Source organism: Nocardiopsis halophila DSM 44494 (genome assembly GCF_000341245.1).
Classification (GTDB): Bacteria; Actinomycetota; Actinomycetes; order Streptosporangiales; family Streptosporangiaceae; genus Nocardiopsis_A; species Nocardiopsis_A halophila.
This window is the reverse complement of record NZ_ANAD01000044.1, coordinates 65,237-77,713: the sequence shown is the minus strand read 5'-3', so window position 1 is coordinate 77,713 and position 12,477 is coordinate 65,237. Positions and strand designations below refer to the sequence as shown.

General features: G+C 76.1%; 13 protein-coding genes. 7 read left to right on the top strand and 6 right to left on the bottom strand.

The window, feature by feature from the left end; genetic code table 11:
* Positions 1-318: 318 nt before the first annotated feature.
* Positions 319-942 (top strand): Uma2 family endonuclease, encoded by a 624-nt coding sequence (locus D450_RS0105590; protein WP_017537694.1) that lies wholly within the window; start codon positions 319-321, stop codon positions 940-942.
* 28 nt (positions 943-970) lie between these two features.
* On the opposite strand, the gene D450_RS0105585 is transcribed toward D450_RS0105590, so the two are convergent.
* The 4 genes from D450_RS0105585 to D450_RS0105570 all read right to left on the bottom strand — a co-directional run bounded on the left by D450_RS0105585 (position 971) and on the right by D450_RS0105570 (position 6,690).
* Entirely contained in the window at positions 971-2,434 is a 1,464-nt protein-coding gene (locus tag D450_RS0105585; protein WP_017537693.1) for an FAD-dependent oxidoreductase, read from the bottom strand.
* Positions 2,435-2,516: 82 nt separating this feature from the next.
* The gene (locus tag D450_RS0105580; protein ID WP_017537692.1) at positions 2,517-4,661 is read right to left on the bottom strand and encodes a molybdopterin oxidoreductase family protein; all 2,145 of its coding nucleotides are present in this window, start codon (positions 4,659-4,661) and stop codon (positions 2,517-2,519) included.
* A complete protein-coding gene (locus tag D450_RS0105575; RefSeq protein ID WP_017537691.1) occupies positions 4,658-6,067 on the bottom strand; it encodes an MFS transporter in 1,410 nt (469 codons plus the stop codon). Before D450_RS0105575 ends, D450_RS0105580 begins: the two co-directional genes overlap by 4 nt.
* A gap of 149 nt (positions 6,068-6,216) precedes the next feature.
* On the bottom strand, positions 6,217-6,690 hold the full coding sequence (locus tag D450_RS0105570; protein WP_017537690.1) for a GNAT family N-acetyltransferase: 474 nt from the start codon (positions 6,688-6,690) through the stop codon (positions 6,217-6,219).
* A 107-nt stretch (positions 6,691-6,797) separates the two neighbouring features.
* Here D450_RS0105570 and D450_RS0105565 point away from each other — a divergent pair, with 107 nt between their 5' ends.
* The 3 genes from D450_RS0105565 to D450_RS0105555 are packed head-to-tail and all read left to right on the top strand — an operon-like array spanning position 6,798 to position 7,900.
* The gene (locus tag D450_RS0105565; RefSeq protein ID WP_017537689.1) at positions 6,798-7,364 is read left to right on the top strand and encodes a GNAT family N-acetyltransferase; all 567 of its coding nucleotides are present in this window, start codon (positions 6,798-6,800) and stop codon (positions 7,362-7,364) included.
* A 39-nt stretch (positions 7,365-7,403) separates the two neighbouring features.
* On the top strand, positions 7,404-7,691 hold the full coding sequence (locus tag D450_RS0105560; protein ID WP_017537688.1) for a hypothetical protein: 288 nt from the start codon (positions 7,404-7,406) through the stop codon (positions 7,689-7,691).
* Between the two features lie 35 nt (positions 7,692-7,726).
* A complete protein-coding gene (locus D450_RS0105555) occupies positions 7,727-7,900 on the top strand; it encodes a hypothetical protein (protein WP_241483068.1) in 174 nt (57 codons plus the stop codon).
* 35 nt (positions 7,901-7,935) lie between these two features.
* Here D450_RS0105555 and D450_RS0105550 read toward each other — a convergent pair whose 3' ends face one another.
* Complete coding sequence (locus D450_RS0105550; protein ID WP_017537686.1) at positions 7,936-8,559, bottom strand: TetR/AcrR family transcriptional regulator; 624 nt, start codon at positions 8,557-8,559, stop codon at positions 7,936-7,938.
* 145 nt (positions 8,560-8,704) lie between these two features.
* Here D450_RS0105550 and D450_RS0105545 point away from each other — a divergent pair, with 145 nt between their 5' ends.
* The gene (locus tag D450_RS0105545) at positions 8,705-9,661 is read left to right on the top strand and encodes a zinc-binding dehydrogenase (protein ID WP_017537685.1); all 957 of its coding nucleotides are present in this window, start codon (positions 8,705-8,707) and stop codon (positions 9,659-9,661) included.
* A 187-nt stretch (positions 9,662-9,848) separates the two neighbouring features.
* Here D450_RS0105545 and D450_RS0105540 read toward each other — a convergent pair whose 3' ends face one another.
* Positions 9,849-10,637 carry an APH(3') family aminoglycoside O-phosphotransferase gene (locus tag D450_RS0105540; RefSeq protein WP_017537684.1) on the bottom strand — a complete coding sequence of 263 codons (789 nt, stop codon included), beginning with the start codon at positions 10,635-10,637 and terminating at the stop codon, positions 9,849-9,851.
* 128 nt (positions 10,638-10,765) lie between these two features.
* On the opposite strand from D450_RS0105540, the gene D450_RS0105535 reads away from it, so the two are divergent.
* Positions 10,766-11,581, top strand: a complete 816-nt coding sequence (locus tag D450_RS0105535; RefSeq protein ID WP_017537683.1) for an alpha/beta fold hydrolase — start codon at positions 10,766-10,768, stop codon at positions 11,579-11,581.
* A 62-nt stretch (positions 11,582-11,643) separates the two neighbouring features.
* The gene (locus tag D450_RS0105530) at positions 11,644-12,444 is read left to right on the top strand and encodes an alpha/beta fold hydrolase (protein ID WP_017537682.1); all 801 of its coding nucleotides are present in this window, start codon (positions 11,644-11,646) and stop codon (positions 12,442-12,444) included.
* The last annotated feature ends 33 nt before the right edge of the window (positions 12,445-12,477 follow it).

Sequence of the window (12,477 nt, the reverse complement as noted above, 5' to 3'; positions counted from 1 at the left end):
GGTGGCGGACCGGGGTGGGCCTCGGGTTCGCCCCCCACGTAACCGAGTACGCGTTTCTGGTCGGTCAGGCGTTTGTGACCGGGGTGTTTCGTTGTCCTGTCACCGCTGTTCAGCAGTGAGTGAGACGGGCGGCGCCGGGTGGTGGGGGCGTGTGCGCAGGCGGGAGGGGGCGTCGCGGCCGAAGGCCGGCGCGCGGGCACGGCGGCGTGGCCGGGCGGGGCGGGGATTCGGCCGCCCCGATCTGCGGACTCTTCCGCATTCGTCTGCGGATCGAACACGGGTTCGCCAAGCTGGCCGCCATGGATTCGGGGAGGCAAGATGAGTGTCATGAGCATCGGGGAGTGGACGCCGCCGGACCGGCCGTTGACGGCGGACGACTTGGTGCGCATGCCCGACGACGGCAGGCGCTACGAGCTGGTCGACGGGCGGCTTGACGTGTCGCCCGCACCGGTCAGCGACCATTCCACGGTCGAACACCGTGTCAGCTGGTGGCTTGAGGCCAATGCCCCCAAGGGCATGCGGGTCTTCGGCGCCGTCGGGATCAACCTGAACGGGGACCGGACCCACCACCGGATCCCCGACTCGGCGGTCGTCCGAAGCAAGGACTTCGAACGCCCCTACCTCACGCGCCCCCCGCTTCTGGTGGTCGAGGTGCTGTCACCGGAGAGCGCATTGCGCGACTTCAACACCAAGCGGAGGGAGTACGCCCGGTTCGGGATCCCGTCCTACTGGGTCGTCAGCCCGTCCCAGGAGCAGCCGGGGATCGTCGAGTACCGCCTCGCAGGCGACGCCTATGAGGAGAGGTCGATCGTCTACGGGACGGACCTGTTCACCACTGAGGAGCCGTTCGGCGTGTCGCTCGTACCCCATTGGCTCGTCGCCGACGATGACGACTGGAAGGACCACGTCGGCGGCCCCGCCTCAAACGGGGCCGCCGACTGACGGTGCACCGACGGTGCGGGGGCGCGGCTCAGCCCACCTTGGCCGCGCCCTTGCCGTCCATGGCCTTCAGCAGGGCGTCCACGTCGCGGGTGCACCCGCCGCAGCCGGTGGTGGCGCGGGTGGCCTGGGCGATCGCCGGGCGGGTGCGGGCCCCGTCCAGCCAGGCCTGCTCGATGTCGGTGCGGGTGACCGCGTTGCACCGGCACACGTGCGCCTCGCGGCCGCCCGCGCTCCCCTCCCCCTCGGCGCCGGCCTCCTCGGGCCGGCCCTGCAGCAGCCCCAGCCGGTCCTCGGGGACGGCCGCCCCCTCGTCGAACAGCCGCGACACCTCGGGCGAGGCCTCGGGGAACCCCAGCAGCACCGCCCCGCTGACCCGCCCGCCGGCCACGTTGAGCTTGGCGTAGCGGCGCTTGGCGGGGTCGCTGACCACCACCGACTCGGTTCCGGGCTCGGCGGCCTCGTCGTCGGTGGCGCCCATGGCGGTCAGGTCGATGCCCTGGGCCTTGAGCCGGGTGACCGGCCGCGCCCCGGTGTAGCGGGCCGCCGGGTCGGCGCCGGTGAGCAGGTCGGCCAGGACGCGGGCCTGCTCGTAGCCGGGCTGGACCAGCCCCGCTCCCCCGCCGGGGTGGGATGCGCAGTCGCCGATGGCGTGGATGCGCGGTTCGCTGGAGGCCAGCCGGTCGTCGACCACCACCCCGTGCTCGACCTTGACGCCCGCCTTGTCGGCCAGCTCCACGGCCGGGCGCACCCCCGCCGTCACCACGATGGCGTCGCCCGCCAGCACGGTGCCGTCGTCGAGCACCAGGCCGCTGCCGGGCGCCCACCGGTCGGCGACCCGCCAGGCGTGCACCCGCACCCCCAGGTCCTCGTAGGCCCGGGCCAGCACCTGGGCGCAGGCGCGGTCGATCTGGCGGCGCATGATCCAGGGGGCCGCCTCCACCACCGCGACCCGCACCCCCGCGCCGGTCAGCGCCCGGGCGGTCTCCAGCCCGAGCACGCCCCCGCCCAGCACCACGGCCGGGGCGCCGGGACGCACCAGGTGGGCCAGGCGGCGCTGGTCGGCCAGGTCGCGCAGGGCGGTCACGCCCTCGGCGGGGGTGCCGTCGGCGGCGGCCAGGCCGCGCAGCGGGGGCAGGGCGGCCCGGGCGCCGGTGGCCAGCACCAGTTCGTCGTAGTCCAGCCGCTCGCCGGTGTCCAGGTCGACGGTGCGCTCGCGGGGGTCGATGCCGGTGGCGGCGGTGCCGCGCAGCCGGGTGATGCCCGCGGTCTGGGGCTCGGGCAGGGCGATGTCGCGGGGGGCGTAGGCCCCGTCGATCAGCCCCGGCAGCAGGACGCGGTTGTAGGCCGGGCCGGGCTCGGCCCCCACGAGGGTCACGCGGACGCGCCGCCCGTCGGGGTCGCGGCGGGCGGCCTCTTCGGCGAAGCGCGCCCCGGTCATACCGTTGCCGACCACGACGATGCGGCGGGCGGGAAGGGTGCTGCGGCGGGTCACGGGTCGAACCTCCAGGGCGGGGACGGCGTTCGCGGAGCGGGGGCGCCGGGCGCGGCGAGGGGGCGGGGCCGCGCCCGGCGGGTCAGTCGGGGGCGGCGGCCCCGGCGGCCGCGGGCGCCGCTCCGGCCGGGGACGGGCCGGGCGCCGCGGGTTCGATACGGGCGGCCGCGACCTTGAACTCGGGCATCCGGCTGAGGGGGTCCAGGGCGGGGTTGGTCAGGTCGTTGGCGGTCTGGTCCCCGCCGAAGTGGAAGGGCACGAACACCGTGTCCCGCCGCGCCGTGGGCACCAGGCGCACCCGGGCGAGCATGGTGCCGCGGCGGGCGGTCAGGCGCGCCCACTCCCCCGGGGCCAGCCCGTGCTCGGCGGCGGTGTCGGGGTGGACCTCCACCCACGCCTGCGGGTCCGCGGCGGCCAGCTCGCCGATGCGGCGGGTCTGGGCGCCCGACTGGTAGTGGCCCATCGTGCGGCCGGTGGTGACCACCAGGGGGTAGTCGGCGTCGGCCTGCTCGGCGGCGGGGGTGTGGCCCACCGGGCGGAACCGGGCCCGCCCGTCGGGGTGGGCGAAGCCCTCCAGGAACAGGCGCGGGGTGGAGGCGCCCGGGGCGGGGGCGGGCCAGTGCACCGCCTCGCCGTCCTCCAGGCGCTGGGCGCTCACCCCGCCGTAGTCGGCGGCGCCGCCGGCGCTGGCGCGGCCCAGTTCGGCCAGGACCGCGTCGGGGTCGCTGGGGAAGCGGCCGGCGGGCTGGCCCAGGCGCTCGGCCAGGCCGGCCAGGACCTCCAGGTCGGTGCGCACCCCCGGCGGCGGCGCCAGGGCCCTGCGGCGGCGCAGGACGCGCCCCTCCAGGTTGGTCATGGTGCCCTCCTCCTCGGCCCACTGGGCCACCGGCAGCACCACGTCGGCCCGCGCGGCGGTCTCCGACATCACGAAGTCGGCGACCACCAGCAGGTCGAGGGAGTCCAGGCGCTCGCGGACGCCGGCGGCGGCGGGGGCCGAGACGGCCGGGTTGGAGCCGAAGACCAGCAGCCCCTTGGGGCCCGAGGGGGTGCCCAGGGAGTCCAGGAGCTCGTAGGCGCTGACCCCGGCGCCGGGGATGTCGGCCTCGTCCACCCCCCACACGCCGGCGACGTGCTCGCGGGCGGCCGCATCGGTGATCATGCGGTAGCCGGGCAGCTGGTCGGCCTTCTGGCCGTGCTCGCGCCCGCCCTGGCCGTTGCCCTGCCCGGTCAGGCAGCCCCACCCCGAGCCCTGGCGGCCCGGCAGGCCCAGGGCCAGGGCCAGGTTGATCCAGGCCGAGGCGCTGTCGGTGCCCTTGGCGTGCTGCTCGGTGCCGCGGCCGGTGAGCACGTAGGCGCCCTGGTCGGCGGCGGCGGTGCCCAGCAGGCGGGCGGCGGCGCGGATCCGGGAGGCGCTCACCCCGGTCTGCAGCTCGGTGCGCTCGGGCCACCAGGCGGCGGCCTGCTCCCAGGCCGCCTCGAAGCCGGCGGTGCGCCCGGCGATGTAGCCGGTGTCGAGCAGGCCCTCCAGCCGGGCGGCGTGCAGCAGGCCCAGCGCCAGCGCGGTGTCGGTGCCGGGCCGGGGGGCCAGGTGCAGGCCGCCGCCGTCCAGGGCGGCCTGGGCGGTGGCGGTGCGGCGCGGGTCGACGACCACCAGGGCGGGCGCCGTCAGGTGGCCCATCAGCGGCGGCATGGTCTCGGCGGGGTTGGCACCGGCCAGCAGCACCGCGCCGGCCCCCGACAGGTCGGACACCGGGAAGGGCAGGCCGCGGTCCAGGCCGAAGGCGCGCACCGCGGCCGCGGCGGCCGAGGACATGCAGAACCGGCCGTTGTAGTCGATCATGCGGCTGCCCAGGGCCAGGCGGGTGAACTTGCCCAGCAGGTAGGACTTCTCGTTGGTCAGGCCCCCGGCGCCGAACACCCCCACCCCGTCGGGGCCGTGCTCGGCCTGCAGGGCCCCGACGCGCTCGGCGACCAGGTCCAGTGCCTGCTCCCAGGTCGCCTCGGCGAGTTCGCCGCCGCGGCGCACCAGCGGGGTCCCCAGGCGCTCGGGCGAGGTCAGCAGCTCGCCGGCGGTCCACCCCTTGCGGCACAGCCCGCCGCGGTTGACCGGGAAGTCCCGGGGCCGGGTCGCCCAGCCCCCCTGGCCGTCGGGTTCGACGAACATCGCGCACTGCAGGGCGCAGTAGGGGCAGTGCGTGGCCGTGGCGCCCCGGCCGGCGGGGCTCACCGGGCCACCTGCGCGGCCGGGTCGGGCCCGGAGGAGGCGTCTGTGCCGGCGCCCGTGTCGGGCCGCACCGCCGTGGGGCGGCGCAGGTACACGGCCCAGGTCACCGCGAAGCACACGAGGTAGAAGGCCAGGAAGGCGGTGTAGGCCGAGACCGCCCCGCCGGTGGAGGCGAAGGACTGGCGGAAGACGAGGTTGATGCCGACCCCGCCCATCGCGCCGACCGCGCCGACCAGGCCCAGGGCGGCCCCCGACACCCGCCGGAAGTGCTCCTCGGCCCGGCGCCGCGGGGTGCCGCGGGCGGCCAGGTCGGCCGCGCGGGCCGCGTAGATCGCCGGGATCATCTTGTAGGTGGAGCCGTTGCCGATGCCGGTGAGCACGAACAGCACGATGAAGGCGCCGGTGAACACCGCCAGCGACCCCGAGGCCGAGGCGGCGATGATCAGGCCGGTGCCGGCGGCCATGGCCGCGAAGTTCCACAGCGTCACCCGCGCCCCGCCGAACCGGTCGGCCATCAGCCCGCCGACCGGGCGGATCAGCGAGCCGATCAGCGGCCCGATGAAGGTGACCGCGGCCGCCTCCAGCGGGCTGCGCCCGAACTGGTTCTGCAGCAGCAGCCCGAAGGCGAAGGAGTAGCCGATGAAGGAGCCGAAGGTGCCGATGTAGAGCAGCGACATGATCCAGAAGTCGCGGTCCTTGGCGGCGGCGACCTGGGCGCCCACGTCGGCCCGGGCGGTGCCCAGGTTGTCCATGCGCGTCCAGGAGACGACGGCGGCCACCAGCAGCAGCGGGATGTACAGGCCGGCCAGCGCCCAGCCCCCGGCCACCCCGACGGCGGCGATCACGCCCAGCCCGGCCAGCTGCACCACGGCCACGCCGACGTTGCCGCCGCCGGCGTTGAGGCCCAGTGCCAGGCCCTTCTCGCGCTCGGGGAAGAAGAAGTTGATGTTGGCCATGGAGGAGGAGAAGTTGCCTCCGCCCACCCCGGCGGTGGCCGCCAGCAGCAGGAAGACCCAGAAGGGGGTGCCGGGGCTCTGGATGAGCACCACCGCGATGACGGTGGGCACCAGCAGGGTCAGCACCGACACGACGGTCCAGTTGCGCCCGCCCAGCATCGGCACGGCCAGGGTGTAGGGCACCCGCAGTACGGCCCCCACCAGGGAGACCACCGACACCAGCAGGAACTTCTGGGCCGGTGAGAAATCGAACCCGGTCTCGGGGACCATGAACAGGGTGAGCACCGACCAGATGCTCCATACGGAGAATCCCAGGTGCTCGGCGAAGACGGAGGCCCACAGGTTGCGCCGCGCGATGCGGCGGCCCTGGTCCTCCCAGAACTCGCGGTCCTCCGGATCCCAGTGGGCGATCCAGCGCCCACCGGGGCGGTGTGCGGTGTCTCGGCTCGTCACGGCGCTGCCTTCCGGTCGGTCTCGGGCAATCTTCGGCGTCGCCGTCGACGCTAGGAACCCGCCGTTGCCGGAACATGTCATGCCGTAACGCAGGGGAAACAGTGACCTCACCGGGGGCCGGACGCGGCGGTGAGGCCGGGTCCCGGGGCTTACCGGGGCGGTGCGCAGGCGGGGGCCGCGGAGCGCCGGATCCGCTCCCCTGCCTGCCGTTCGGCGGTGGGGGCCGTGCCGCAGGAGCGGGCCACGCCCTCGGAGGCGCGGTGCCCGGGGGCGATGGCGGCGGTGATGCACCTCACGCCGTCGGCGGCCTGCCGGCCGGTGCCCGCGATCCAGGCCAGGGCGGCGCTGGGGCCGCTGTCGCCGGGGGTGACGGTGGCCTGCACCGTTCCGGCGGGTTCGGGGTCGCCGATGATCCGGTTCAGCCGGGCATGGCCCGGCTCCCCGGGGCCGGCGAGCATGGCGGTGTAGCGGCGGCGCAGCTCGGCCGGGGTGGGCGGCGCGCCGCCGATGCGGTGGTAGAGCCGGGGGTCGGCCAGGACCGCGGCCATGGGCGCGGCGTGGTCGGTGCGCAGTGGCCCCAGCAGCAGCCGCTCGGTGGCGATGGGTTCGGCGATCAGGCTCACGGTGGCCCAGCATGCGCGCGGGCCGCTTCGGCGGCAAGGGCCCGCGGCCGACCCGGGCCGTGGAAAACCCGTTGCCCGGCCGTGCGGGGCGGCGGAACGATCGGCCCATGCCCGGATTCCCCGAGCCGCCGCTGTCCCCGCCGGTGATCGAGCCGGAGGGCGGCGGCCTGGTGCTGCGCCCCTGGAGGGACGGCGACCGGCACATGCTGCGCGAGGCCGCCGTCGACCCCGCACTGGTCGACATCGGCGGTGTGCCCCGGCTCTCCTCCGAGCAGGCGGCGATGGGGTTCATCGCCCACCAGCGCCGCCTGGCCCGGGAGGGCGTGGGGTACCCGCTGGTCGTGGACGGGCACGGCGCGGCGGTGGGGGCGGTCGGGCTGTGGCGGGACCGGATGGACGCCGGGCGGGCGTCGGCGGGCTATTGGCTGCTGCCCGCCGCCCGGGGCCGGGGCCTGGCCTCGCGCGCCGTGGCGGCCCTGGCCCGGTGGGGCCTGGAGGAGCTGGGGCTGGCCCGGGTCGAGCTGCACATCGAGCCGTGGAACACCGCCTCCCTGCGCGTGGCCGAGCGTGCGGGCTTCGAGCGCGAGGGCCTGCTGCGCAGCTACCTGGAGCTCAACGGCCGCCGCCGCGACCTGGTGGTGTGGTCCGTGGTCGCCGCGCGGTGCACACCGTGATGCGTACCGGTCGACGCTCCCTTCACGGCTACTGCGCGAGTGACGGTCACCGTTCCCCAGGTCGTCGCGGACAAGGTGGAGAACGTGGCCGCCGAGCAGGGCGTCAGCGTGTCCTCCTACATCTGCCAGGCCATGATCGACCGGATGGCGGCCGACACCGCGGACGTCCTGGCGGAGTACGGGGCGCCGGGAGGCGGAGGAGCGCGAGGACGGCCGGCTGCGTACATGAGGGCGACGTCTACCGGATCGACCGCCGCCGCCGGAGCGAGGTCGTCGTCCTCGCCGGCGGAGCGCTGGAATACGGGTCCTCCCCCTTTATTGCGGTGATCCCCGGCGTCGACGGCCTCGGCGAGAAGGAGACCTTGTTCGCCGCTCGCATCAGCGGACCGGTCAGCGGAGTGGTGCTCGTACTGGACATGGAACCCGTCCACCGCGGACTCCTCGAAGAAGGAGAGCTGCTCGGTTCCATCTCGCCGGACGAACTCGACGCCGTGAAGTCCCTCTTGCGCATCGCCCACGACCTCGGCGCCCCCTGAGGGCCGAAGGCCGCGAGCCGGGGCGCCGCCTGCTCCTAGACGAAGGTGCGCAGGTCCAGCGGGGTCAGGTCCGGGACGGGCGGGAGGGGCTCGTGCTCGGGTGCCGCCTCGAAGGCCTGGACCACGAAGGCGGCGAAGCGCCGTGAGGCCGCCAGGCGGGCCGGGGCCGAGGCGGCGTGGACGCCGCGGTGGGCCATGAGCATCAGGAGCAGGTCCTCCACCGCGAAGTCGGGGCGCAGCCGCCCGGCGGCCTTGGCCCGCCGCGCCAGCTCGGCCAGGCACGCCAGCGCGTGGCCGCGCTCCTGGGCGAAGTCGACGGACCCGGGATAGGCCGCCAGGAAGGCGTCGGTGAACCCGCGGTCGCGCGCGTGCAGCTCGCAGATCCGCTCGATCAGCCGGCGGAGACCGCGCCAGGGGTCGGGGTCGGCCCGCGCCTCGTCCAGGTGGGCGCGGCACCGGCGGGTCTGCTCGGCGAAGGCCTCGGTGGCCAGGTTCTGCTTGGTCGGGAAGCGCCGGTACAGCGTGGCGGGGCTGACCCCGGCGCGCCGGGCCACCTCCCGCATGGGCACCTCCAGCCCCTCGGAGGCGAACAGCGCGCGGGCGGCCGCCAGGATGCGCTCGCGGTTGTCCCGCGCATCGGAGCGCAGGTTGTGAGGCAATCGCTCGGTCACCCTTTTCACTTTAGACAAGTGGACGGGGGCGTCCGCTTAGCGTTCCGGGGGTGGAGGCCTGCGGGGCCGTCTTCGCGGCCCGCCGTCCGTCCTCCCGTGTTCCCATCGGTCCCGATTTCTCCAGGAGACGGCGATGAAAGCGGTCGCGATCCAGCGGTTCGGAGCCCCCGAGGGCCTGGCGGTCATCGACCTGCCCGAGCCGCGCCCGGCGCAGGGACAGGTCCTGGTCTGCGTCGAGGCCGCAGGCGTCGGCGGGCTCGACGCCCTGGCCGTGCGCGGAGACCTCGCCGGCTACGGCCTCAGGGAGGGCCACGTCCCCGGCAGCGAGGTGGCCGGCACCGTGGCCGCGGTCGGGCAGGGCGTGGACGCCTCCTGGGTCGGCCGCCGCGTCTGGGCGCTCACCGGCAGGGGCGGCGGGTACGCCGAGCAGGCCCTGGCCGCGGAGGAGGAGGTCGTGCCCCTGCCGCCGGGGCTGTCGGCGGCCGGCGCGGTCACCCTGGGCGGGTCGGGGGCGGTGGCCCACTTCGGCCTGGCCCGCGCCGGTCTGGCCCCTGGCGCCTCGGTGCTGGTGCGCGGCGCGTCGGGGAGCATCGGGATCGCGGCGGTGCAGTTGGCGGCCCGCGCCGGTGCCGCGTCGGTGGCGGTGACCGCCTCCTCCGCCGAGCGCGGTGCACGGCTGCGGGAGCTGGGCGCCACCAGTGTCCTGGACCGCTCCGGCGCCGGGGAGGGGCCCACGGGGTTCGACGCCGTCGTCGACGTGGTGGCCGGCCCGGACCTGCCCTCCTTCCTGGCCCGGCTCAACCCCAACGGGCGCCTGGTGGCCGTGGGCATCGTCGGCGGCATGCCGCCGACGGACTTCGGCTCCGCGCTCATCAGCGGGTTCCTCAAATCGGTCTCGTACGCGTCGCTGAGCCTGGACACCGTGCCCGCGGCCGAGCGGGGCCGGGTGGCGGCCGGCCAGTTCGCCGACGCGGTCCGCGGGGAGCTGCGCACGGTCGTGCACGAGGAGATGCCCCTGGAGCAGGCGGTCCGGGCCCACACCGCGATGGCGGCCGGCGAGGTGTTCGGCCGGGTCGTGCTCCGGCCGTAGCCCCGGGGCCCTGCCGTGCAGCGGGCGGCACCGGGGCGCGGACGCCATGAGGGCGGGGCCAGGACCGCCGACCCTCTGACCACCTCAGCAACGCCGGGGGTCTTCGACGGCTCCCCGTGGTGTCTGTGCCCTTGCCCTGGGCACGGCACCACCCGCCCCCCGGGCCCCGCAGAAAGGCTGCGGGGCCTTAGAAGAACTCGTCCAGCAGCCGGTAGAACGCCAGCCGGTCGGGGTCGATCAGGTGGTCGCCGTAGTGGTGGGCGAAGGCGCGGGCGAAGTTCGGGCCCCAGGCCGGGGCGCCGTCCAGGTCGCGCAGGGCCACGGCCAGGTCCAGGTGGCGGTCGGCCCGGCCGAGGCGCCCGGTGTCCACCACGCCCGTCCACTCCAGTGTCGCCGGGTCCACCAGCGCATTGTCGGGGGTCAGGTCGCCGTGGCAGACCACCCGGTCCGGCCCGGGCTCGGAGGGCGCGGTCCGCTCCAGCTCGGCCAAGGCCTGCCCGGGGGCGGTCCCGGCACGCTCGGCGTCGAAGTCGCCCGCCTCGACCAGGTTCCGCCGCACGCGCTCGCGGGCCTGGGGCACCGTGTGGTCGAGGCCGCGCTCGAAGGGGCACTCGGCGGCCGGCAGGTCGTGCAGGCGCCGCGCCAGCCGGGCGAAGGCCGCCACGACCGGGGCGCGCAGGTGCGCCGGCCACTCCCCTGACACCGGTCGGCCCGGGACCGCCCGGGAGACCAGCCACCCCGTGCCGTCGTCCTCGCCGGACTCGACCGGTTCGGGGGCGGCCACCCCCTGGGACCGCAGCCATTCGGCGCGCTCGGCCTCGGCGCGCAGGGCGGCCGGGTCGGCGCCGATCTTCACGTACAGGCCCCCGCGCCCCGACAGGTGCCACACCCGGTCCCCGGAGGCCCCGGACGACACCGGGGTCCAGCGGTGGAGCAGGTGGCGGCGGCGCAGCCGGCGGCGGACGGAGTCGGTCACCCCGGCAACACTACCGGGCGCCGGAGATCGGGCCGGGCGCAGCGATGAGTTCGGCGCACGGCCCGGGTCTGAAGGGGTGAAGGCGGCGCCCGGCCCGGCGCCGCCGCTCGCGGAAAGGACACCGGCCGATGACCACCACCCCCTCCCCGGAGGCCCCGGCCCCCGGCGGGCGCGTCACCGCCAACGGCGTGGACATGTACTACGAGGTGCACGGGCAGGGCGACCCGCTGGTGCTGCTGCACGGGGCCCTGACGGGCATCGGGTCCGGCTTCGGGGCGCTCCTGCCCGAGCTGGCGCGGCAGCGGCGGGTCATCGCGGTGGAGATGCAGGCGCACGGCCGCACCCCCGACATCGACCGCCCGCTGCGCGTGGAGCACCTGGCCCGGGACATCGCCGCCCTCATCGGCGAGCTGGGGCTGGGGCGGGTGGACGTGCTGGGCTACAGCATGGGCGCGGGCGTGGCCCTCCAGCTCGCCCTCGACCGCCCGGGGCTCGTGCGCCGGCTGGTGCTGGTGTCCATGGCCTTTCACTCCGAGGGCATGTACCCCGAGGTCGTGCAGGGCATCGAGCACCTGTCGCCGCAGGACCTGGAGGGCACCCCCTTCCACGAGGAGTACACGGCCCTGGCTCCCGACCCCGGCGGCTGGGCGGCACTGGTGGAGCGCGTCAAGGACATGGACGCCCCCGGCAACGCCCCGGAGTGGACGCGCGGGCAGGTGCGCTCGGTGGCGGCCCCCGTCCTGCTGGTGACGGGCGACGCCGACATCGTGCGCCCCGAGCACGCCGCCGAGATGTTCCGCCTGCTGGGCGGGGGCGTGCCCGGAGACCTGGCCGGGCTGCCCGACGCCCGGCTGGCCGTCCTCCCCGGCACCACCCACACCGGTGCCGTGCACCGCGAACGCTACCTGGCCCCGATGGTCGCGGAGTTCCTGGCCGCCGCCTGACCTGCGACGCCGCCCCCGCCGGCGTCGCCCCCTTCGACACGAGTACTGGCAGGAGAGCAACGATGGAATTCGCCACCTCACGCGACGGCACCCGTATCGCCTACGAACGCCGGGGCTCGGGGCCGGCGCTGATCCTGGTCGACGGAGCCCTGGGCCACCGGGCGTTCAACCCCTTGGGGGCGGCGCTGGCCGACCTGCTCCAGGACTCGGCGACCGTCTACACCTACGACCGGCGCGGCCGCGGCGACAGCGGGGACAGCGCCCCCTACGCCGTCGGGCGCGAGGTCGAGGACCTGGACGCGCTGGTGCACGCCGCCGGCGGGCGGGCGCGCCTGTTCGGCCTGTCCTCGGGCGCGGTGCTGGCGCTGGAGGCCGCCGCGCACGGGCTGGCGGTGGAGGCGCTGGCGCTGTACGAGCCGCCGTTCATCGTGGACGCCTCCCGTCCGCCGCTGCCGCCGGACTACGCGGTCCGGGTGGGGGCGCTGGCGGCCCAGGGGCGCCGGGCCGAGGCGGTGGAGTACTTCATGACCGCCGCGGTGGGCCTGCCCTCCGAGTTCCTGGCGCCCATGCGCGAGGACCCCTCCTTCGCGCAGATGGAGCAGGTGGCCCACACCCTGGCCTATGACGCCGCGGTGATGGGCGGCACCATGTCCGGGGTGCCGCTGCCGGCGCACCGCTGGGCCGCGGTGCGGGCGCCGGTGCTGGTGGCCGACGGCGGCAAGAGCGAGCACTTCTTCGCCGACGCCGCCGACGCCCTGGCCGCGGTCCTGCACGACGTGCGCCGCACCACCCTGCAGGGGCAGGGCCACGACGTGGACCCCCGGGTGCTGGCCCCGGTCCTGCGGGACTTCTTCGGGCGCTGAGCAGGCCGGGGCGGGGCCGCGGCCCCGCCCCGC

Excerpts from the sequence above, each read along its gene's own strand:
- D450_RS0105590 (WP_017537694.1), top strand. The coding sequence starts at position 319 with ATGAGTGTCATGAGCATCGGGGAGTGGACGCCGCCGGACCGGCCGTTG.
- D450_RS0105565 (WP_017537689.1), top strand. The coding sequence starts at position 6,798 with ATGCCCGGATTCCCCGAGCCGCCGCTGTCCCCGCCGGTGATCGAGCCG.
- D450_RS0105545 (WP_017537685.1), top strand. The coding sequence starts at position 8,705 with ATGAAAGCGGTCGCGATCCAGCGGTTCGGAGCCCCCGAGGGCCTGGCG.
- D450_RS0105535 (WP_017537683.1), top strand. The coding sequence starts at position 10,766 with ATGACCACCACCCCCTCCCCGGAGGCCCCGGCCCCCGGCGGGCGCGTC.
- D450_RS0105530 (WP_017537682.1), top strand. The coding sequence starts at position 11,644 with ATGGAATTCGCCACCTCACGCGACGGCACCCGTATCGCCTACGAACGC.